Below are 22,332 nucleotides of genomic sequence, written 5' to 3' on the forward strand. Positions count from 1 at the left end.
ACCCAGCACCCCACCCTGCGCGTCGGCATCGCCGGAGGCGGGGCGATCTTCCGCAACCACCTGGAGGCCTACCGCGCCCTGCAGGACGTCGAGGTGGTGGCCGTGTGTGACATCGACGCCGAGCGGGCCGGTGCGGTCGCCGCAGCCCACGGGGTCGGTCACGCCTTCGGCTCCGTCACGGACCTGCTGTCCTGGCGCGGCGCCGACGGACGCGGGATCGATCTGATCTCGGTGTGCACCCCACACCCCACCCACGAGGCCGTCGTCACGGAGGCCGCCGCTGCCGGCGTGCACGTGCTGTGCGAGAAGCCCATCGCGATCGACCTCGCGGCCGCCGAGCGGATGGTGACCGCCTGCCGCACGGCCTCCGTGACCTTCGGCGTGCTGTTCCAGCGCCGGTTCTGGCCCGCCGCCCAGCGCATCCGGGCCGCGATCGACGACGGGACGCTGGGTGCCCCGATCCTCGGTCACTGTTCCGTGCTGCTGCACCGTGAACCCGAGTACTACTCCGCCACAGACTGGAGGGGCACCTGGGCCTCGGATGGCGGTGGGGTGCTGATGACCCAGGGGATCCACTACATCGACCTGCTCCAGTGGTTCATGGGCGAGGTGGTCGAGGTGCACGGGCACGTCGGCACCTTCGTGCACGGCGACCACATCGAGGTTGAGGACTCGGCCGTGGCCACCTTGCGGTTCGCCTCCGGGGCCATCGCCACCCTGCAGGCCTCCACCGCCGTCACCCCGTCACTCGGCGTCCAGGTCCGTGTCACCGGTTCCACGGGCGCCACCGCACAGGTCACCGAATTCCCGGAGGGCTCCGACGGCCGGGTGGACATCTGGGCGGCCGGGAACAGCGTCGGCGCCCAGGAGACCTGGCCGTCCTCGCTCCATCCCAACGTGGACCTGGCCACCATCAACGGTGCCCTGATTCCGTGGCACCGAGCGCAGGTGGCCGACTTCGTGGACGCCGTCCGCACCGGCGGGGCCCCCGCCGTCACGGGCGAGGAGGCCACCCGGTCCCTGCGCATCCTGCTGGCGGTGTACGAGTCCTCCCGCACCGGAAAGCCGGTGGTGTTTTGAGCAGGAGCCCGCAGGCGTCCAGAGGAGACCGCGTTCCCCTCGGGGTGGCCCCGCTGAGCGCCCTGGATCTACCCGTGATCGAATACGTCCGCGCGGCGGCGGACGCCGGTTTCACCTCGGTCGGGCTACGAGCCCATCCCGTGGCGGACTCGGACCCGCATTTCCCGTTGGATACCTCGTCGGGAGCGTTCCGAGAATTGGTGTCCACCGTGACTGCCACCGGCGTGACGGTGTTGGACCTCGAGGTCTTCAGCATCACCTCGTCGACGCGGCGGGAGGACTGGCTCACCGTCCTGGGTGCTGGCGAGAGGCTGGGGGCTCGGTACCTCAATGTCATCGGAGCGCATCCCTCCGCGGCGGAGTTCGAGCAGGTTGTCGGAACGCTGACAGCCGATGCCGGCGACCATGGACTGGTGCCGGTCCTGGAACCGGTGGCCTACCGCGCACTGAACTCGTTCGATCATGCAGTGGATATCGCGCGCGCCGTCGGTTGTGCCGTCGAACTCGACGTCCTGCATTTCCTGCGTACGGGCGCGACTGTGGAGTTGGTCTCTGACAACCGTGACCTCTTCCCGATCTTCCAGCTGTGTGATGCCCCGGCCGACATCGGCGACCATGGTGACAGCCTGGCCGCCATCGGAGCCCGGACCGACGAAGAGAACCTGGAGATTGTCGAATCCCGTTCCCTTCGGCGCCTCCCCGGAGAGGGAGATGGACCCGTTCGCGAGCTGCTGCGTCTCCTGGGCGCCTCAACGTACGTCAGTGTCGAGGTGCCAAACGTACTGATCCGGGGTGACAGGCCTGCCGCCGAGTACCTCAGGCTGCTCCATGACCAGGCGCAGGACTTCATGGCGGTTGTCACCGGCGAGTCCTGACTGTTCCTCCGAGGGACGACGGCGCCCCCTGCCGTCGGGGAAGGGGGCGCTGTCGTCGTGGTGGGTGGTGGTGGTCTCGGTCAGGGGATCAGGACGGACAGTCCCTCGTCCTTGTCCTTCAGGGCCTGCTTGCGGCGCAGGCGCATCTGACGCAGCGGGGGCAGCAGGAGTGCCGCGGCCGAGATGGCGAAGAGCACCAGGGCGATGGGGCTGGTGAGGAATCCGGCCCAGCCGTCACCGATCAGGGTGCGCCGCAGGTTGGATTCCGCGAGGGGGCCGAGGATCAGGCCGAGTACGGCGGGGCCGGCAGGGAAACCGAAACGTAGCATGAACAGCCCGATCAGTCCCATGATCAGCATGACGAAGACATCGAAGACGGAATTGCTGATGGAGTAGGTACCGACCATGCAGAACACCAGGATGATGATCCAGAGGTACTGGTTCTTCAGCTCCAGCAGTTTCACCATCGACTTCATACGGACCAGGGAGAGGCCCAGCGAGAGCACGGTGGCCACCAGAAGGATCGTTGCCAGGGTGTAGACCAGCGAGGGGTCGTTGGTGAACAGCGCCGGGCCCGGCTGGATACCCCAGATCATCATGGAGCCGATCAGGACGGCCATCACCGAGTCGCCGGGCACACCCAGTGCCATGGTGGTGGTGACGGAGCCGCCGAGAGTGGCGGTGGACGAGGTGTCGGCGGAGGTGAGTCCCTCGACGGAACCCTTGCCGAATTCGTCCTTGCGTTTGGAGAAGCGCTTGGCATTGTCCCAGGCGATGATGCCGGCGATGTCTCCGCCGACGGCCGGTACCAGGCCCACCACGGAACCGGTGCCGGCACCGATGCCCATGGGCTTGATCAGCCGGCGGAACATCGCCCGGTCCGGCATCCACTGGCCCAGCTGGCTGATGGGCTTGTCCTGGATCGCATGGCGCCGGTGGGTGACCATCTGGTTGAGGACCTCGGCCACACCGAACAGGCCGATGATCACGGGGATGAAGGGAACTCCGCCGTTGAGCTCCAGAATGCCCAGGGTGAAGCGCTGGTCACCGGTGATCGGATCACGGCCCACGGTGGCCAGCAGCAGTCCGAAGGCGCCGGCAACCAAGCCCTTGAAGATGCGGCCGGAGGAGACGCCGATCATCATCGTCAGTCCGAAGACCACGAGGGCGAACAACTCCGGTGGCCCGAACTCGCGGGCGAGGCCGGCCAGGGGGATGGCGAACAGCGAGAGCACGATGATGCCGATGATCATGCCGAACGCGGAGCCGAAGGCGGAGGCCGTCATGGCCAGGCCCGCCTTGCCCTGCTTGGCCAGGGGGTAGCCGTCGAAGGTGGTCGCGATCGAGGCCGGGGTGCCGGGGGTGTTGATGAGGATGGCCGGTACCCGATCGCCGAACTGCGCGGCCACGTAGATCGTCAGCAGCACGGCCAGGCCCTGGATGGGATCCATGGTGAGGGTGAAGCCGGAGGCCAGGGCCACGGCCATGGTGGCCGTGACGCCGGGGAACGCACCGACCAGCATGCCCACGAGCATGCCCAGGCCGATGTACAGCAGGGTGTCCCACTGCAGGACCACGCCGATGCCGTCGGTGACGGCGTTCGCCGCGATGGGCAGAGGCAGCTGAGGCAGCTGCGGAAGCTGGAGAAGGAGTTCGGGGATCACAGGGGCACCTTCAAGAGGACGATGAACAACAGGTGCAGCAGGGCACCGATGATGATCGGGAGGAAGACGAGGACCTTCCAGTTCCGGATGCCGTAGAGCAAGAGCAGCACCACGGTGACGACCATGGTGATCAGCCAGAACTGCAGGACGTTGAACAACAGCAGGTAGCCGATCAGCACGGCGAAGGTCGCGACCATCTGGCCGATCCCGGTCCAGTTCATGTCCTCGGGGATGTCTGAGGGTCGGACCCCGCGCAGGACGTTCTTGAACACCAGCAGGACGCCGAGTCCGATCAGGGCCCAGGCGAGCATGGTCGGCCAGAACCGTGGGCCGAGGGCGTCCCCGCCCCGGTCGGTGATGCCACCGACCAGGACGAGGACCGTGATCCCGAGGCCCACCGACGCGGCCACGGGAATCAATTCCCGCAGCCGGTACGGCAGGTTCTTCAGCAGGACCAGGTCCTCCGGATGGTCACCCGGACGCTCCGCGGTCCCGGCAGAAGAACCGGTCGTGGAACCAACAGGGGTGTCAGGCGAGGCCACGATTAGCCCTGCTTGGACTGCGCGAGCTCGATCCACGGGCCGTAGCGCTCTTCCTCGGCCTGGATGAACTCGGTGAACTCCCCGGCCGGAACGGAGACGGGGACCAGATTGGACTGCTCGATGACGGACTGGTAGTCCTCGTCCTCCGTGGCCGCCACGATGGCGTCCGAGAGGGTCTGGACGACGTCATCCGGGGTTCCGGCAGGAGCCATCAGACCCGTGAAGGAGGCGTTCTGCAGGTCGACGCCCTGCTCGGCTGCGGTGGGCACGTCCGGGAAGTCCTCTACCCGTTCCTCCGCCAGGACGGCCAGGTAGCGCAGCTCGCCGCCGTCCACCTGGGCCTTCTGGGATCCCATGGCGTCGATGGAGAAGTCCACGTCACCCGCCGCGGCGGCGGCGATCGAGGGGGCGGAGCCGTCATAGGGGACGTTGGTCAGCTCGATGCCGGCCATCTCCTGGAAGCCCTGGGCGGGGTTGTCCCACACGGATCCGACGCCGGGAGAAGAGTAGGTGATCTCGCCCGGAGCCGCCTTCGCGGCGTCGATCAGGTCCTGCAGGGTCTCGTAGGGGCTGTCCGCCTTGACGGCGATCGCGCCGGGGCCCTCGAGGATCTTGCCGAGGAAGGCGTAGTCGGCCGGCTTGATGTCGTAGTCCATGAACTGGAGGGTGGCCACCTCGGCGCCCAGCATGGAGAGGTTGTAGCCATCCGGCTCCTGCTCTTTGAGCCAGTTGTATCCCACGGAGCCGTTCGCGCCGGGGCGGTTCTCCACGACGACGCTGACGCCGAGCTCGTCCTCGAGCAGTGGGGCCAGGGTGCGGGCGGAGAGGTCGCCGGAGCCGCCGGCGGCCCAGGGGACGACGAGGCGGATGTCCTCGGTCGGGAACTCGTCGCCTTCGCCTCCGCCTCCGGAGTTCGAGGCGCAACCGGACAGCAGCAGTCCGGCGGCGGCCAGGGTGGCCGCGGAAGTCATCAGGGTGCGTTGTTTCATGTCCGGCTCCTTGGGGGATAACTCGGGGATCAGTCGGGATCAGACGAGTGCGGTGTTGCGATGTCGGCGTGGGCGGTGATGACGCTCACACTGATCGAGGTGGACAGAAGAATGGCATGAACCGAAAGTGATTGCCAGTTGATTGCCAAAAATTGCGGAAATGAAGAGACTGTGACATGGCTCTAGTGCCTAGTAGCCCGCGATGACAGGGATCGGCGCAAAAGTCGTGCTGGACGAATCGTGGCAAAGAGTGGAAAGATCCTGCATGTCCAGTCGGTGGCATCGGCCTCGAGTGAGGCGATGCCGACACCCTCCACCTCACGCGAAAAGTTGACAACACCATGGATGTTGAACGGGACGACGCCCCTGCGGCGAGGGTTCGCCTTGAAGACGTGGCCCGGGCGGCCGGTGTGGCCCCCTCCACGGCTTCCCGCGCGTTCACGCGGCCGGACCGGGTGAACTTCCAGACCGTGGAGAGGGTCATGGATGCGGCCGCCCGGCTGGGATACCGCCGCGAGCCGCCGCGTGCGGCGGCCGTGACCCCGCCCCCTGCCTCCCGTGCGGTGAACCTCCTGGTGCAGGACCTGGCCAACCCCTTCTTCGCTGACCTGCTCAAGGGCGCCGTCAGTCAGGCGCGCTCGGCGGGTTTTCTGGTGACCCTGGGCGATGCCGAGGAGTCCGCCACCATGGAGCGGACGCACCTGGAGCGGCTGACCGGGGATGCGAACGGGGTGGTCGCCGCGGCCCGCTGGACCTCTGATGCCGAGTTGCGGGAGATGGCACGGCGTCGGCCCCTGGTGCTGTTCAACCGGGAGGTGGCGGGCATCAGTTCGGTGGTGGCCGGGGACGCCGATTCCAGCAGGCATCTGATCGAGCACCTGCATGCCCTGGGGCACCGGAAGATCGTCTACTGCGCGGGACCGCACAATGCGTGGAGCAACGTCCTGCGCCAGAAGGCCCAGGACGAGGTGGCCCAGGCCCTGGGGATCGAGTTGATCACCACGGGGCCGTTCAAGCCGTTGATCGGCCAGGGTGCGGCCGCGGCGGCCCTGGCCTGGGCGCGGAGGCCGACTGCCATCATCGGCTACAACGACCAACTGGCCGTCGGCATCCTCCGGCACCTGATCTCCAACGGGGTGGACGTCCCGGCGGATGTCTCCGTGGTCGGCTATGACAACACCTATGGCTCCGACTTCGTGCACTCGGGGCTGACCTGTGTGGACGCGCCAGTGGAGCAGGCCGGGCGGGCGGCCGTAGACCTGTTGCTGGCCCGTATGGGGGGCGAGCGGACCGTGCACCAGCTCCGGCTGGCGTCGGGGCTGCAGGTCCGTGGCTCGACCGGTCCGGCGTCCACATCCTCCTCCTCGGCCCCCGTGCTGTCGGCGGCGCGCCGGTGATGAACTGACCATCTGGGGAACTGGCCGTCTGGGGTACCGGCCATCTGGGGTGCCGGCCTCGGGGGAACCGGACCCGCCCGATTTGGTGAATGGCCGGCATCGGGCCTAAGATCGGTTGCACCAAAGACCGCCGGTCGGCAGGTACCCGGATGTTCCCTGAACTTCTGGATGCCCGTCCGTAAAGCTCTCCCGATGGAGGCGACCTGCGCAGGTGAAACCGAGCAACGCTTGAAGGATGGCTGGACCCAGGTCCGCCGTGACGTCAACGCCACGCCCTGTGCACCTGCACGGGGCGTTTTTCGTTGTCAGGGGGTACCGGCCCCACAGCAATGGAAGGAGTGCCATGGCGACGTCTGAAAAGAACGCTGTTGTGGCGGAGCTGGCGGAACTGTTCCGCTCCTCCACCGCAGCAGTATTGACGGAGTACCGTGGTCTCACCGTGGCCGAGCTCAAGCAGCTCCGCCGTGCACTCGGTGAGAATGCGACCTACGCCGTGGTGAAGAACACGCTGACCGAGATTGCGGCCGATCAGGCCGGCGTCGATGCCTTCAAGGGCAAGATGTCCGGCCCGTCCGCTATCGCCTTCGTCTCCGGTGATCCGGTGGACGCAGCCAAGGCCATGCGCGACTTCGCCAAGAGCCACGAGGCCCTGGTCGTCAAGGGCGGCTACATGGAGGGCCAGTTCCTCGATGAGGCGGGCATGAAGAAGCTGGCGGACCTTGAGTCCCGCGAGGTTCTGCTGTCCAAGCTGGCAGGTGCCATGAAGGGCAACCTGACCAAGGCCGCCTACATGTTCCAGGCCCCCCTCTCGCAGGCAGTCCGCACCGTGGACGCCCTGCGCGCGAAGGTCGAGGAGCAGGGTGGCGCAGCTGCGCCGGCCGCCGAGTAACACCACCCCGGTCGCTCTCGCGGCCACCCCACACCATCACATCCGTGAAAACTCATCCGTGATCACACGGAAGTAAAGGAGCCCACCATGGCTAAGCTGTCCACCGAAGAGCTGCTCGAGGCCTTCTCCGACCTGTCCCTCATCGAGCTGTCCGAGTTCGTCAAGGCCTTCGAGGAGAAGTTCGAAGTGACCGCTGCCGCTCCGGTCGCCGCTGCCGGCGCCGCTCCGGCTGCCGCCGCCGCTGAGGCCGAGGAAGAGCAGACCGAGTTCGACGTGGTCCTCGAGGCCGCTGGCGACAAGAAGATCGGCGTCATCAAGGAGGTCCGCGCACTGACCTCGCTGGGTCTGAAGGAAGCCAAGGACCTCGTTGACTCCGCTCCGAAGGCCGTCCTGGAGGGCGTCAACAAGGAGACTGCCGACAAGGCCAAGGAGACCCTCGAGGGCGCCGGCGCCACCGTCACCCTCAAGTGATGACGGCGGCGTAGAGCCGCTGTTCGTCTCTTTCAGTCCGGTCCCATCCGACCCGCTCCTGCGGAGAGGATGGGGCCGTTCTGCTTTAACTCTGCTTTAGCGGTAGTCTTCCGCCCGCTCTCATCAGATTCCCAGCGACCACCCAGTTGGGCTACGTAAGGTAACGAAATCATTAAGGACGGGATGCAAGTAGAGCCCGACGCGCGGGGGCGGGAAGCAGAGCGCGGCGCGGCTCGGAATCTGAGGGAGGGCGCCGGCCCATGGTCGCGACGACGGAGCTGCCGCGGATCGAGGTAGATCAGCAGCAGGATCAGCAGGCAGTTCAGCAGGCAGTTCAGCAGGCCAGTCAACGGGTTGGTCAGCCGGGTGGTCAGCCGATAGATCAGCAGACGGCAGATCGGCCACGGCCCCGCCTGGCCCTGCTCGACGGGCTCCGCCTGGTCGCCGCCCTCGCCGTGGTGCTCTTTCACTGGACCGCCTGGCACCACGGGCACTGGGGCCGCCATGGGGAACCCGCCGCCGAGGCGTGGCCGTGGTTGAGCCAGTTCAGTGCCGTCGGGGCGCTCGGCGTCCAACTCTTCTTCATCATCTCCGGCTTCGTGATCCTGCTCTCCTCCTTTGGGAAGTCGCCGGCGAGGTTCATCGGTTCCCGGGTGGGTCGTCTCTACCCGGCCTACTGGGTGGCGGTGCTGGCCACCGCCACGCTGACCTTCGTGCTCTGGCCGGAGATGGGATCCCAGCGGTCGCCGGTGGACATCCTGGCGAACCTGACGATGTTCCAGGGCGGCCTCGGCGTCGGGCATATCGACGGCGTCTACTGGACCCTGTGGGTGGAGATGAAGTTCTACCTCTGGATCCTCGCCTTCACGCTCATCGGCATGACGGTGGGCCGGGTGCTCGTGTTCACCTTCGCGTGGCCGATCGTCGGCAACGCCCTGTACTTCGGCCTGCATGCGGCCGGCCAGCCCATCGACTGGGTGGAGCACGTGTTCTTCCCCCAGTACTCGGCCCTGTTCGCCGGCGGGATGGCCCTGTTCCTGCTCTTCAAGTTCGGCCATACGCCGCTGCGGTGGGCGGCCCTCGTGCTGAATGCGGGCGCCGGCAGCCTGTGGTCCGCGCGTGTCCAGCAAGCCGAGACGCTCAAGCTGACGGGCTATGACTACCCCTTCTGGGCCTTCGTGGCCGTCGTCGCCGGGCTGTTCGTCGTGGTCGCGCTCATCGTGTTGACCCCCTTGGCCTCCCTCCGAGTGCCGGGCATGACCCTAGCCGGACAGCTGACCTACCCGGTCTATCTCCTGCACCAGCTGTGGGGGTGGTGGCTGATCTATCTGCTCTCGCCGTATCTGCCGCGTGAGGTGGTGTTGGCCCTCACCCTGGCCGCGATCCTGGGCGCCGCATGGCTGCTGCACCGGTGGGTCGAGCGCCCGCTGGGGCCGGGCCTGCAGCGCGCGGTGACGGCCGGCGTCGGAACGTGGCCGGCGGTGGGGCGGGGCCTGGGGCGGGCCCGGACGCCGGCTTCATAGGCAACAGGCTTGAGAGGCACCCGGTTTCCTAGCATATTCACAGCCACGGGAACAGGACCGGCTGGACTTCGGGCGTGCCGAAAGTTAGTATGGTTCCTTACGTCTCCCCTGAACTCCACTTTGTCATGCCACCGGTCGCGTCCGGGGGCATCTCAGTGTGGCATACGGTCTGGCCTTCAAATAGCGGTGGGCCCCGGTGCTGTGGACCAGTGGGGGAGTGCACGGAAGTAAAGACGGTCTGTGGAAGGATCCCTCTTGGTCGCCTCGAGCACCTCAAATACCGAAACCGCTAATTTCCCCGGGGGCGTCTCGCCCCGCTCCGGCGCCAGTGCCGGCCGAATCTCGTTCGCGAAGATTCATGAGCCGCTGGATGTCCCGGACCTGCTCGCCCTGCAGACCGAGTCGTTCGACCGGCTCGTGGGCAACGAGCGCTGGGCCGAACGGGTGGCCCACGCTCGCGAGATCAATGACGACTCCGTGGCGGTCACGTCCGGTTTCGCCGACATCTTCGAGGAGATCTCCCCGATCGAGGACTTCCAGGGCACCATGTCCCTGTCCTTCACCGATCCGGAGTTCTCTGACCCGAAGATGCCGGTCGACGAGTGCAAGGAGCGCGACACCACGTACGCCGCTCCGCTGTACGTCAAGGCCGAGTTCATGAACAACAACACCGGCGAGATCAAGCAGCAGACGGTGTTCATGGGCGATTTCCCGCTCATGACGGAGAAGGGCACCTTCGTCATCAACGGCACCGAGCGTGTCGTCGTGTCCCAGCTGGTCCGCTCGCCCGGTGCGTACTTCGAGCGCACCCCGGACAAGACCAGTGACAAGGACATCTTCACCGCGAAGATCATCCCGTCCCGTGGTGCCTGGTTCGAGCTCGAGGTGGACAAGCGCGACCAGGTCGGCGTCCGCCTCGACCGCAAGCGCAAGCAGCCGGTCACCGTGCTGCTCAAGGCCATGGGCTGGTCCGAGTCCCGCATCCTCGAGGAGTTCGGCCAGTACGACTCCATCCGCGCCACCCTCGAGAAGGACCCCACCGAGGGCCAGAACGAGGCCCTGCTGGACATCTACCGCAAGCTCCGCCCGGGCGAGCCCGCCGCCGTGGACGCCGCGCAGAACCTGCTGAACAACCTGTACTTCACCCCGAAGCGCTATGACCTGGCGAAGGTGGGCCGTTACAAGCTCAACCGCAAGCTGGGCGTGGACATGCCGCTGTCCGATCCGCACGCGTCCGTGCTGACTCAGGACGACATCGTCCAGATGGTGCACTTCATCGTGGCCCTGCACGCCAACGAGAAGACGATCACCGGCAAGCGCGCCGGCGAGGACGTCGAGGTGCGCGTGGAGGTCGACGACATCGACCACTTCGGCAACCGTCGTATCCGCGCCGTGGGCGAGCTGATCGAGAACCAGATCCGCACCGGCCTGTCCCGCATGGAGCGCGTCGTGCGTGAGCGCATGACCACCCAGGACGTCGAGGCGATCACCCCGCAGACCCTGATCAACATCCGCCCCGTGGTGGCCTCGATCAAGGAGTTCTTCGGAACCTCCCAGCTGTCCCAGTTCATGGACCAGAACAACCCGCTGGCGGGCCTGACCCACAAGCGGCGCCTGTCGGCGCTGGGCCCGGGCGGCCTGTCCCGTGACCGTGCCGGCATGGAAGTCCGTGACGTGCACCCGTCCCACTACGGCCGCATGTGCCCCATCGAGACCCCGGAAGGCCCGAACATCGGCCTCATCGGCTCGCTGGCAACGTTCGGGCGCATCAACCCCTTCGGCTTCATCGAGACCCCGTACCGCAAGGTCGTGGACGGGATCGTCACCGAGCAGGTGGACTACCTCACCGCCGATGACGAGCTGGAAGCACAGATCGCCCAGGCCAACGCCCCGCTGAACGACGACGGCTCCTTCGCCGAGGACCTCGTGCTCTGCCGCCAGCGCGGCGGCGGTGGCGAGCCGGTGCTGTCCGGCGTGGACGACATCGACTACATGGACGTCTCCCCGCGCCAGATGGTCTCCGCCGCCACGGCGCTGATCCCGTTCCTCGAGCATGATGACGCCAACCGCGCCCTCATGGGCGCGAACATGCAGCGCCAGGCTGTGCCGCTGCTCCAGGCCGAGGCGCCCCTGGTGGGCACCGGCATGGAGAAGTACATCGCCGTCGACGCCGGGGACTCCATCACGGCCGACGCCCCCGGCGTCGTGACCGAGGTGGCTGCGGACATGGTGACCGTCATGAACGACGACGGCACGATGCGCCACTACCCGATCATGAAGTTCGCGCGCTCCAACCAGGGCAACGCCTACAACCAGCGTGTCCGGGTCACCGAGGGCGACCGCGTGGAGAAGCTGTCCATCATCGCCGACGGTCCCGCCACGGACCACGGCGAGCTGGCGCTCGGCAAGAACCTCCTCGTCGCGTTCATGCCCTGGCACGGCCACAACTTCGAGGACGCGATCGTGATCTCGGAGCGGCTCGTGCGCGACGACGTGCTGACCTCGATCCACATCGAGGAGCACGAGGTCGACGCCCGTGACACCAAGCTGGGCGCGGAAGAGGTCACCCGGGACATCCCGAACGTCTCCGACGAGGTCCTGGCGCAGCTCGACGAGCGCGGCATCATCCACATCGGTGCCGAGGTCGAGGCCGGGGACATCCTGGTCGGCCGCGTGACCCCGAAGGGCGAGACCGAGCTGACCCCGGAGGAGCGCCTGCTGCGCGCCATCTTCGGCGAGAAGTCCCGCGAAGTGCGTGACACCTCTCTGAAGGTGCCCCACGGCGAGTCCGGCACCGTCATCGGCGTGCGCATCTTCGACCGCGACGAGGACGACGACCTGCCCCCGGGCGTGAACCAGCTGGTCCGTGTGTACGTGGCGCAGAAGCGCAAGATCACCGACGGTGACAAGATGGCCGGCCGCCACGGCAACAAGGGCGTCATCTCCAAGATCCTGCCGATGGAGGACATGCCGTTCCTCGAGGACGGCACCCCGGTGGACATCATCCTGAACCCGCTGGGCGTTCCGGGCCGTATGAACCTGGGCCAGGTCATGGAGTTGCACCTGGGCTGGGCCGCCTCCCGCGGCTGGGACATCCAGGGCGAGCCGGAGTGGATCAAGGACCTGCCGAACTTCCCGCGGTCCTCCGGTCCGGTCAACGTCGCCACCCCGGTGTTCGACGGTGCCGAGGCCCACGAGATCGAGGGCCTGCTCGGCCACGTCAACGTCACCCGTGACGGCGACCGCCTGATGGGCACCAACGGCAAGGCCACCCTGTTCGACGGCCGCTCCGGCGAGCCGTTCCCGGACGCGGTCTCCGTGGGTTACATGTACATGCTGAAGCTGCACCACCTGGTGGACGACAAGATCCACGCACGCTCCACAGGTCCGTACTCCATGATCACGCAGCAGCCGCTGGGCGGTAAGGCGCAGTTCGGTGGCCAGCGCTTCGGTGAGATGGAGGTCTGGGCCCTGGAGGCGTATGGCGCCGCCTACACCCTGCAGGAACTGCTGACCATCAAGTCGGATGACATCCACGGTCGTGTGAAGGTCTACGAGGCCATCGTGAAGGGCGAGAACATCCCGGAGCCGGGCGTTCCCGAGTCCTTCAAGGTCCTCATCAAGGAAATGCAGTCGCTGTGCCTGAACGTGGAGGTCCTCTCCGCCGACGGCACCGCGATCGAAATGCGTGACTCGGAGGATGAAGTCTTCCGGGCCGCCGAGGAACTGGGCATCGATCTGTCCCACAACGAGCCCAGCTCGGTTGAAGAGGTCTGAGCAACACCCGTTCCCCGTCCCACCCCAGACTTCATCCACGATTCGAAAACGCAAGGAATCAGGAGTTCAACGGACCATGTCCAACGACAACTCATCATTTGGCCTCATGCGCATTGGCCTCGCGACCGCGGACGAGATCCGCAATTGGTCTTACGGCGAGGTCAGGAAGCCCGAAACCATCAACTACCGCACCCTGAAGCCGGAGAAGGACGGACTCTTCTGCGAGAAGATCTTCGGCCCCACCCGGGACTGGGAGTGCTACTGCGGCAAGTACAAGCGTGTGCGCTTCAAGGGCATCATCTGTGAGCGCTGCGGCGTCGAGGTGACCCGTTCCAAGGTCCGTCGCGACCGGATGGGCCACATCGAGCTGGCCGCCCCGGTCACCCACATCTGGTACTTCAAGGGTGTGCCCTCCCGCCTGGGCTACCTGCTGGATCTGGCCCCGAAGGATCTCGAGAAGATCATCTACTTCGCGGCCTACATGATCACCTCGGTGGACGACGAGGCGCGCCACGCCGACCTGCCGAACCTGCAGGCCGAGCATGACCAGGAGACCCGTCACCTGACGGACACCCGCGATGCCGACATCGCCGCCGTCGCCGGTGACCTGGAGAAGGACCTCGCCAAGCTCGAGTCCGAGGGGGCCAAGGCCGCCGAGAAGAAGAAGGCCCGTGACTCCGCGGACAAGACCATGGCGCAGATCCGCAAGCGGGCCGACGCCGAGCTGGACCGCATGGAGAAGATCTGGGACCGCTTTAAGAACCTCAAGGTCGCGGACCTCGAGGGTGACGAGGGCCTGTTCCGTGCGATGCGTGACAAGTACGGTCAGTACTTCGAGGGCTCCATGGGTGCCGAGTCCATCAAGAAGCGCCTGGAGACCTTCGACCTCGACGCCGAGGCCGAGTTCCTGCGCGAGGTCATCAAGACCGGCAAGGGCCAGCGCAAGACGCGTGCCCTGAAGCGCCTGAAGGTCGTCAACGCATTCCTCACCACGGACAACTCCCCGCTGGGCATGGTCCTGGACGCCGTCCCGGTGATCCCGCCGGAGCTGCGCCCGATGGTGCAGCTGGACGGTGGCCGCTTCGCGACCTCCGACCTGAACGACCTGTACCGCCGCGTGATCAACCGCAACAACCGCCTGAAGCGTCTGCTGGACCTCGGTGCCCCCGAGATCATCGTGAACAACGAGAAGCGCATGCTCCAGGAAGCGGTGGACTCGCTGTTCGACAACGGCCGTCGCGGCCGTCCGGTCACCGGACCGGGCAACCGTCCGTTGAAGTCACTCTCCGACATGCTCAAGGGCAAGCAGGGACGCTTCCGTCAGAACCTGCTCGGCAAGCGCGTGGACTACTCCGGCCGTTCCGTGATCGTGGTGGGCCCGCAGCTCAAGCTGCACCAGTGCGGCCTGCCGAAGCAGATGGCCCTGGAGCTCTTCAAGCCGTTCGTGATGAAGCGCCTGGTGGACCTCAACCACGCCCAGAACATCAAGTCCGCCAAGCGGATGGTGGAGCGTTTCCGCCCGCAGGTCTGGGACGTGCTGGAAGAGGTCATCACCGAGCACCCGGTGCTGCTGAACCGTGCACCCACCCTGCACCGCCTCGGCATCCAGGCTTTCGAGCCGATGCTGGTGGAGGGCAAGGCACTGCAGCTGCACCCGCTGGTCTGTGGCGCCTTCAACGCCGACTTCGACGGTGACCAGATGGCAGTGCACCTGCCGCTGAGCCCCGAGGCGCAGGCCGAGTCGCGACTGCTGATGCTGTCCTCCCACAACATCCTGAAGCCCTCCGACGGCCGCGCCGTGGCCGTTCCGGCCCAGGACATGATCATCGGCCTCAACCACCTCACCACCGTGCGTGAGGACGAGGTCGGCGCCGGGACGGAGTACTCGTCGGTCGCCGAGGCCATCATGGCCTTCGACGCCGGCCAGCTGCACCTGAACGCACCGGTCAAGATCACCGTGGAGGGCTTCGTCCCGTCCGTCCAGAGCCCGGCCCCCGAGGGCTGGGAAGAGGGCACCCCGGCCGTGCTGGACACGACCCTGGGCGTGGTGCTGTTCAACGAGCTGCTCCCGGTCGACTACCCGTGGCTGTCCACGCAGGCGACCAAGGGCACCCTCGGCGCGCTGGTCAACGACCTGGCCGAGCGGTACCCGATGGTGCAGACCGCCCAGACGCTGGACAACCTGAAGGATGCCGGCTTCCACTGGGGCACCTGGTCGGGCGTCACCGTGGCGATCTCGGACATCACCTCGGACTTCGACAAGGCGTCCATCATGGCCGGGTACGAGGATCAGGCCCTCAAGGTCCAGGCCCAGTACGAGAAGGGTCTGATCGCTGACGAGGAGCGCCGTTCCGAGCTGATCGACATCTGGAACAAGGCCACCGACGAGGTCGCCGCGGCCATGAAGGACGGGCTGCCGAAGCTCAACACCATCAACCGCATGGTGACCTCCGGTGCGCGTGGTAACTGGCTGCAGGTCCGGCAGATCGCCGGTATCCGTGGCCTCGTGGCCAACCCGCAGGGCGAGATCATCCCGCGTCCGATCAAGTCCTCGTACCGTGAGGGCCTGTCCGTGCTCGAGTACTTCATCGCCACCCACGGTGCCCGCAAGGGCCTCGCGGATACGGCGCTGAAGACCGCCAACTCGGGTTACCTGACCCGTCGTCTGGTGGACGTGTCCCAGGACGTCATCGTCCGCGAGGAGGACTGCGGAACCGAGCGCGGCCTGACCGAGATCATCGGTGTTCCGAACGCCGACGGCGAGCTGGTGCGCCACGAGACCGTGGAGAACTCCTCGTTCGCCCGGACCCTCGCGGTGGACGTCACCTCGGAGGACGGCACCGTGCTGGGCCAGTCCGGCGAGGCCATCGGCGACGTGGCGATCGACGCCTACATCGCCGCAGGCGTCACCGAGATCAAGGTGCGCTCCGTGCTCACCTGCGAGTCCGCCGTCGGGACCTGCGCGAAGTGCTACGGCCGCTCCATGGCCACGGGTCAGCTCGTGGACATCGGCGAGGCCGTGGGCATCATCGCCGCACAGTCCATCGGTGAGCCGGGAACCCAGCTCACCATGCGTACCTTCCACACCGGTGGTGTCGCCTCCGCAGACGACATCACCCAGGGTCTGCCCCGTATTCAAGAGCTCTTCGAGGCCCGTACCCCGAAGGGTGTGGCCCCGATCTCCGAGGTCGCCGGCCGCGTGGTCATCGAGGACGGTGAGAAGCAGCTGCGGCTGGTGCTCACCCCGGACGACGGCTCCGAGGAGATCGCCTACCCGGTGCTGCGCCGTGCGCGTCTGCTGGTAGCCGATGGCGAGCACGTGGGCGTCGGTACCCAGCTGGTCGCCGGTGCCGTGGACCCGAAGCAGGTGCTGCGTGTGCTCGGTCCCCGGGCCGCCCAGAAGTTCCTGGTCCAGGAAGTCCAGGACGTGTACCAGTCCCAGGGTGTGGGCATCCACGACAAGCACGTGGAGGTCATCGTCCGCCAGATGCTGCGCCGCATCACGGTCATCGAGTCGGGCGAGACCGACCTGCTGCCGGGCGAGCTGACGGACCGCGCCCGCTTCACCGCCGCGAACCGCAAGGCCGTGGCGGAGGGTCGCCAGCCGGCCTCCGGCCGTGACGAGCTCATGGGCATCACCAAGGCCTCGCTCGCCACGGACTCGTGGCTGTCCGCCGCATCCTTCCAGGAGACCACCCGCGTCCTGACGCAGGCGGCCATGGAGGGCAAGTCGGATCCGCTGCTGGGCCTGAAGGAGAACGTGATCATCGGCAAGCTGATCCCGGCCGGCACCGGCCTGGATCGCTACACCAAGGTCAACGTCGAGCCCACCGAGGAGGCCAAGGCCAACCTGTTCACCGGGCCGGCCGGCTTCGCGGACTTCGACTACCCGGGTCTGGATTCCTCGGCCACGCCGGAGTTCCATGCGATCTCGCTGGACGACTACGGCATGGGCGGCGACTTCCGCGGCTGACACCGCTGGTTCCGCTGAGCTCCTCTGAGGGGCATGGTACCGGCCAGTACCACACAGAGTGACCTGATTCCGTCCTGCGTGACGGGGCCAGGTCACTCTGTGCGTTAAGGGTGTGCGTTGCTGCGCGTCTCCGTGCGTTTCTGTGTGTTTCTGTGCGTGTTCAGGAGCGGTGGATCTTCCCGACGCCGTCGTGACAGGCTGGGTGCCATGGTCACCCAGAGATATGCTCCGCTGTCCGGCACCAACACCAACACCAACTCCAACCCCAGCTCCAACTCCGGCACCGACTCCAACTCCGGCACCGGGTCGACGGTCCAGATCCCCCTGATCGGGCTCGGTACGTGGCCGATGACCGGAGACGACTGCACCGAGGCCGTCACGAGTGCGCTCGAGGCGGGGTACCGGCACGTGGACACGGCGGAGAACTACCGGAACGAGGACGCGGTGGGGCGCGCCGTCGTCGGCTCCGGGATCAGCCGGGACGAGATCTTCGTGACCTCCAAATTCAACCGGGAGTGGCATGGTCCCGTGGACACGGTGCGCGCCGGCCTCGAGGCGGGGCTGGAGCGGGCCGGGCTGGAGTACTTCGACCTGTACCTGGTGCATTGGCCGAACCCTGACCAAGGCCGGTACGTGCAGGCCTGCGAGTCGCTGGCCGAGTTGACGGAGTCCGGACTCATCCGGTCCTGGGGCGTCTCCAACTTCAAGCCCGCGCACCTGCAACGGGTGCTGGAGGCGGGGCTGGTGCCGAGCGTCAATCAGATCCACTGCCAGCCGGTCGATGCGCAGGTGGACGTGCAGGAGGCCAACGCCGCGGCCGGCGTCCTGACGGCGGCCTACACCCCGATCGGGAGGGGCAGCGAGCTGCTCGACCGCCCGGAGATCACCTCAATCGCCTCACGGCTGGGGCGGACGCCGGCGCAGGTGGTGCTGCGCTGGCACGTGCAGCAGGGACGCATCGCCATCCCGAAGTCGGGCGACCCGCAGCGGCAGCGCGAGAATCTGGACGTGTTCTCCTTCGAACTGGCCGCGGACGAGGTGGCGGCGATCGATGGGCTCGATGCCGGCGTCCCGTCCGAGACCCGTCAGGACGCGGACGCGTTCGGGCACTGACCGTGGCGTTCCGTCGGGGCGCTCCGTAGGAGTAGTCAGTCGGGGCGCTCAGCCCCGGCGGGACATGTACAGGTTGAAGCCGCGGGCCAGCCACCGGTTCACGGGGTAGTCCCACTCGCCGAGGGTCTGGACCACGTCGGCCCCCATGGTCGTCTTGAACCGGGTCAGTCCCGCCAGCTCGTACTCCGGGTCCAGTGAGGGGCTCATCCCGCCGAGGTCGTACCACGTGCACCCGGCGGCGAGGGAGTCCTGGATCTGGCGCAGTTGCAGGGCGCGCGGGGCGTAGCGCTTGCGTTCCTCCGAGGATGAGGCTCCGTAGACATACCACCCGAATTGGCCCTGGCGGACGTAGATGGCGGCGGCCAGCAGCTGGTCACCGAAGTGGGCCAGGTACAGGGTGCAGGCCGTGTCGCCTGTTGTGTTTCCTGCTGTGTCTCCTGCTGTGTCTCCTGCTGAGGCCACTGCCGAGTCCGCTGCAGCGCCACCGGAGACCCCGGAGCCAGCGGAGTTCAACTCGGCGAACATGCGCTGGAAGTAGGCGAGCGGCCGCCCGGTGAAGCCATCGCGCGCCGCGGTCTCCTCGTAGAGGGCCTGCCACGCCGGCAGATCCTCCGCCGTGCCCACGGTCACCGTGAGCTCAGACCGGGTCGACTTGCGCGTCTGCCGGCGGGACGTCGAGTCCATGCGGTTCAGGGCCGCCTCCAGGGCGGGGGACTCACCGTTCTTGTTGGGCTCAACACGGGTGCCGTCGCCGGAGATATCCAGTTCCGGCTGCAGCGGGATGCGTGCCTGGAAGGGGGGCTGCCCGGCCTCGAACTCCTCCGACTCGGACGGGGCCTGCCAGCCCAGGGCCAGGAGTCGGGCACGGACGTCTTCGGCGGCCGGGTCGGTGTGGAGGGGGGCGAGGTCGGTGACCGATCGGTGGGTGCCGGCGGCCAGGGCCTTGCGGACCTCGGAGCCGTCCCAGCGGTTCACGACGCCCGGCAGGCCCACCCGGACGAGGAACGCGCCCCGGGACTTGAGGTACTGCACCAGCGGGACCAGGACGGACTCCAGCTGCACGGCCGCAGGGTCGAACACCGGTCCCTCGGCGATGTAGGCGAGGGAGCGCTTCTTCAGCACCGGCACCGGGACGGGCAGCCGGCGGAACAGCACGAGGGCCGTGGCCTTGAGGCTCCGGCCGTCGAAGAAGCCCAGGGAATCCCCGCGCCAGTCGATCTTCACCCCTGGCCACTGGGGGTTCTGGAGGAAGGAGGCCCCGGGGTGGTCCGCCAGGAACCGCCCATGGTCAGCGGGAGTGATCCGCCGGACGGTCAGGGGCCGGGAGTCCTGGCCGGAAGGGGAGGGGGAACCGAACGGGGAAGCTAGATCTGGCACGACCCCCACCCTAGCCGCCGGTAGCATCGAAGCCATGGAAGACCCCGCTGCCTCCTCCAGCCCCGCTGTGCCCACACCCGCTGTGCCTGGTTCCCCTGACATTGCGTCTGACAACCCGTCAGACAACCCTTCTGCCACGGCTTCCGTCACCGCTGCTGACAACCCGTCAGCCATTCCCGCGGGGCAGCCCTTCGTGCCGGTGATCACCGGGGGCGACGTGGGCGCGTACTCCCTGGCCCGGGAGTTCCATGAGGCCTACGGCGTGATCTCCGCGGTGGTCCCGACGTCCCTGAACCGCAATCTGAAGCACTCCGCCATCCTGGAGGCGTTCCCGGCCGGGCCCATGACGGAGGAGCAGCCCGTCATCGACGCCCTCGTGCGGGTCGCCGAACGACTGCGCGGGAAGCCCCGACGCCCCCTGTTGCTGCTCGCCAGCTATGACCACCTCGTGCGCTTCGCCGTGCGCCATCGCGAGGCCCTCGAGGCCGCCGGCTACACCGTTCCCTATCCGGATGAGGACGCCCTCGACGCGGCTGCCCTCAAGGAGAACTTCTACGCGCTGTGCGAGCGGTACGGCGTGCCGTACCCCAAGACCGCCACCTACGACGCCGGCTCCCACACCCCTGAGGCGGCGCGTCAGTTCGCTGCCGGGTTGGGCCTGACCTACCCCGTGATCCTCAAGGCCGGCGACGGCGGCGCGTGGGCGGACATCCGCTTCGAGGGCCGGCGCAAGGTGCACATCATCGACGGCGCCGCCGAGGTCGAGGCCCTCCTGGGCAAAGCCAGTGCGGCCGGCTATCGAGGAGCCGTGATCGTCCAGGAGATGGTGCCTGGGCCGGACTCGCAGCTGGGGATCGCCACGTTCTTCCGTGACCGCTCCGGTTCCACCCGGCTCGTGTCCTACGGAGAGGTCATCGTCGAGGATCATGCCCCCGGCCTGGAGGGCAACGCGCGAGCCGTGTTGGCTTCCGAGCACCCGGCGATCGCGGACCAGGGGATCACCCTGATGGAGGCGCTCGACTGGCACGGTTTCGCGATGTTCGACACCAAGATCGACCCCCGCACCGGAGTGGCACAGTTCCTGGAGATGAACCCACGGCTGGGCCGGAACCACTACTACCTCACGGCTTCCGGGGCGAACCCGGCCCCGTACCTGGTGGAGGAGTACCTGAACCTGGACCTCAAGACGAACTCGCGGCTGGACGAGGGGCGGGTGACCACTACCGGTCCCGCCCTCATCACCACCATCCCACTCTCCTTGGTGAACCAGTACGCCACTGCCGCGCAGCGGCAACGCATCCGGCAGGCGAAGCGGGCCGGGAGGGCTGTACGTCCCTTCTCCTACTCCGCTGACCGTGACCTGCGCCGTGAGCTGTATCTTCGCGCCGCCGAGGTGAAGGCGCGGCGGGTCTTCCGGAACCACCCGGCGCCCCGGGCCTAGCTGGCCCTCACTGCTGGCCCTCACTGCTGGCCCTCACCTTCGGTTTCTCCGCCGCCCCCAGGGGGTGGTAGGCTGATCTCAATTGTTTTTGTGTGGCAATAGGGACACAGTCCGGGTTGCGGGGTTCTTGCGCAACGAATGCCACACTTTTGCACGCCTGCGGTCGTTCTCGCCGAACCCCCTCGGGTGCGAAGAAACGACCATCAGCAGTCCAGGTTGACGCGGGCCCGTCCTGTGCGCCCGCCGGGCTGGAAGCAGGACAGCTGTGAGAGCAGCCCACCTGGAACCGAACAACGGAGAGACCAAGAGTGCCTACGATTCAGCAGCTGGTCCGCAAGGGCCGCTCACCGAAGGTCGTCAAGACCAAGGCCCCTGCACTGCAGGGGAACCCCATGCGCCGTGGCGTGTGCACCCGTGTGTACACCACCACCCCGAAGAAGCCGAACTCCGCACTGCGCAAGGTGGCCCGTGTCCGCCTCAACGGCGGCATCGAAGTCACCGCCTACATTCCGGGTGAGGGCCACAACCTGCAGGAGCACTCCATCGTGCTCGTGCGCGGCGGTCGTGTGAAGGACCTCCCGGGCGTCCGCTACAAGATCGTCCGCGGCGCCTTGGACACCCAGGGTGTCAAGGGCCGCGGCCAGGCCCGCAGCCGCTACGGCGCGAAGAAGGAGAAGAAGTAATGCCACGTAAGGGTCCTGCGCCGAAGCGCCCCCTCGTCGTCGACCCGGTCTACGGGTCCCCGCTGGTCACCCAGCTGATCAACAAGGTGCTGGTGGACGGCAAGAAGTCCACCGCGGAGCACATCGTCTACGGTGCCCTCGAGGGTACTCGTGACAAGGGCGGCGACGATCCGGTGGCCACCCTCAAGAAGGCCATGGACAACGTCCGCCCGGCCCTTGAGGTCCGCTCCCGCCGCGTCGGCGGCGCCACCTACCAGGTGCCTGTCGAGGTCAAGCCGGGCCGTTCCACCGCGCTGGCCCTGCGCTGGCTCGTGGGCTACTCCAAGGCCCGCCGTGAGAAGACGATGACCGAGCGCCTCATGAACGAGATCCTCGACGCGTCGAATGGTCTCGGTGCCGCGGTCAAGCGCCGCGAGGACACCCACAAGATGGCCGAGTCCAACAAGGCTTTCGCCCACTACCGCTGGTGATTCTCGTGCGCCCGGAAACCGCTGCGGCGGTTTCCGGGCGCCGTGCCGCCTGCACTCGCTGCCGGCAC

Annotated in this window: 16 protein-coding genes; 12 read left to right on the plus strand and 4 right to left on the minus strand. The window is 67.2% G+C overall.

All coding sequences use genetic code 11. The features are described 5' to 3' along the window. The first annotated feature begins 15 nt into the window (after positions 1-15). Positions 16-1,080 (plus strand): Gfo/Idh/MocA family oxidoreductase, encoded by a 1,065-nt coding sequence (locus tag RUH65_RS08070; protein ID WP_313816853.1) that lies wholly within the window; start codon positions 16-18, stop codon positions 1,078-1,080. A gap of 74 nt (positions 1,081-1,154) precedes the next feature. Next, the gene (locus tag RUH65_RS08075) at positions 1,155-1,955 is read left to right on the plus strand and encodes a TIM barrel protein (protein WP_313816832.1); all 801 of its coding nucleotides are present in this window, start codon (positions 1,155-1,157) and stop codon (positions 1,953-1,955) included. 80 nt (positions 1,956-2,035) lie between these two features. On the opposite strand, the gene RUH65_RS08080 is transcribed toward RUH65_RS08075, so the two are convergent. The 3 genes from RUH65_RS08080 to RUH65_RS08090 are packed head-to-tail and all read right to left on the minus strand — an operon-like array spanning position 2,036 to position 5,150. Continuing rightward, positions 2,036-3,619 (minus strand): tripartite tricarboxylate transporter permease, encoded by a 1,584-nt coding sequence (locus tag RUH65_RS08080; RefSeq protein ID WP_313816833.1) that lies wholly within the window; start codon positions 3,617-3,619, stop codon positions 2,036-2,038. Beyond that, positions 3,616-4,161 carry a tripartite tricarboxylate transporter TctB family protein gene (locus RUH65_RS08085; RefSeq protein WP_313816835.1) on the minus strand — a complete coding sequence of 182 codons (546 nt, stop codon included), beginning with the start codon at positions 4,159-4,161 and terminating at the stop codon, positions 3,616-3,618. Before RUH65_RS08085 ends, RUH65_RS08080 begins: the two co-directional genes overlap by 4 nt. A gap of 2 nt (positions 4,162-4,163) precedes the next feature. Beyond that, positions 4,164-5,150: a tripartite tricarboxylate transporter substrate binding protein gene (locus RUH65_RS08090; RefSeq protein ID WP_313816836.1), complete on the minus strand. Its 987-nt coding sequence runs from the start codon at positions 5,148-5,150 to the stop codon at positions 4,164-4,166. 341 nt (positions 5,151-5,491) lie between these two features. On the opposite strand from RUH65_RS08090, the gene RUH65_RS08095 reads away from it, so the two are divergent. The 7 genes from RUH65_RS08095 to RUH65_RS08125 all read left to right on the plus strand — a co-directional run bounded on the left by RUH65_RS08095 (position 5,492) and on the right by RUH65_RS08125 (position 18,293). Then, a complete protein-coding gene (locus tag RUH65_RS08095; protein WP_313816838.1) occupies positions 5,492-6,547 on the plus strand; it encodes a LacI family DNA-binding transcriptional regulator in 1,056 nt (351 codons plus the stop codon). Between the two features lie 343 nt (positions 6,548-6,890). Further along, complete coding sequence (rplJ, locus tag RUH65_RS08100) at positions 6,891-7,436, plus strand: 50S ribosomal protein L10 (RefSeq protein WP_313816839.1); 546 nt, start codon at positions 6,891-6,893, stop codon at positions 7,434-7,436. Positions 7,437-7,523: 87 nt separating this feature from the next. Further along, a complete protein-coding gene (rplL, locus tag RUH65_RS08105) occupies positions 7,524-7,907 on the plus strand; it encodes a 50S ribosomal protein L7/L12 (protein ID WP_313816841.1) in 384 nt (127 codons plus the stop codon). A gap of 260 nt (positions 7,908-8,167) precedes the next feature. Further along, positions 8,168-9,430 (plus strand): acyltransferase, encoded by a 1,263-nt coding sequence (locus tag RUH65_RS08110; protein WP_313816842.1) that lies wholly within the window; start codon positions 8,168-8,170, stop codon positions 9,428-9,430. A 255-nt stretch (positions 9,431-9,685) separates the two neighbouring features. After that, a complete protein-coding gene (gene rpoB / locus RUH65_RS08115) occupies positions 9,686-13,207 on the plus strand; it encodes a DNA-directed RNA polymerase subunit beta (RefSeq protein WP_313816843.1) in 3,522 nt (1,173 codons plus the stop codon). A 76-nt stretch (positions 13,208-13,283) separates the two neighbouring features. Further along, entirely contained in the window at positions 13,284-17,180 is a 3,897-nt protein-coding gene (locus tag RUH65_RS08120; protein ID WP_313816844.1) for a DNA-directed RNA polymerase subunit beta', read from the plus strand. A gap of 207 nt (positions 17,181-17,387) precedes the next feature. After that, positions 17,388-18,293 (plus strand): aldo/keto reductase, encoded by a 906-nt coding sequence (locus tag RUH65_RS08125; RefSeq protein WP_313816845.1) that lies wholly within the window; start codon positions 17,388-17,390, stop codon positions 18,291-18,293. Positions 18,294-18,341: 48 nt separating this feature from the next. Here RUH65_RS08125 and RUH65_RS08130 read toward each other — a convergent pair whose 3' ends face one another. Beyond that, positions 18,342-19,670 carry a peptidoglycan bridge formation glycyltransferase FemA/FemB family protein gene (locus RUH65_RS08130; RefSeq protein WP_313816846.1) on the minus strand — a complete coding sequence of 443 codons (1,329 nt, stop codon included), beginning with the start codon at positions 19,668-19,670 and terminating at the stop codon, positions 18,342-18,344. A 34-nt stretch (positions 19,671-19,704) separates the two neighbouring features. Here RUH65_RS08130 and RUH65_RS08135 point away from each other — a divergent pair, with 34 nt between their 5' ends. From RUH65_RS08135 to rpsG, 3 genes are all read left to right on the plus strand, one after another. Then, positions 19,705-21,111: a carbamoyl-phosphate synthase gene (locus tag RUH65_RS08135; protein ID WP_313816848.1), complete on the plus strand. Its 1,407-nt coding sequence runs from the start codon at positions 19,705-19,707 to the stop codon at positions 21,109-21,111. A gap of 308 nt (positions 21,112-21,419) precedes the next feature. Beyond that, positions 21,420-21,794, plus strand: a complete 375-nt coding sequence (gene rpsL, locus RUH65_RS08140) for a 30S ribosomal protein S12 (RefSeq protein WP_091692838.1) — start codon at positions 21,420-21,422, stop codon at positions 21,792-21,794. Then, positions 21,794-22,264, plus strand: coding sequence for a 30S ribosomal protein S7 (gene rpsG, locus RUH65_RS08145; RefSeq protein ID WP_313816850.1), 471 nt, complete (start codon positions 21,794-21,796; stop codon positions 22,262-22,264). The genes rpsL and rpsG overlap by 1 nt, the downstream gene beginning before the upstream one ends. Positions 22,265-22,332: the final 68 nt, after the last annotated feature.

The organism is Citricoccus sp. (assembly GCF_032154715.1).
In the GTDB taxonomy this organism is placed as follows: Bacteria; Actinomycetota; Actinomycetes; order Actinomycetales; family Micrococcaceae; genus Citricoccus.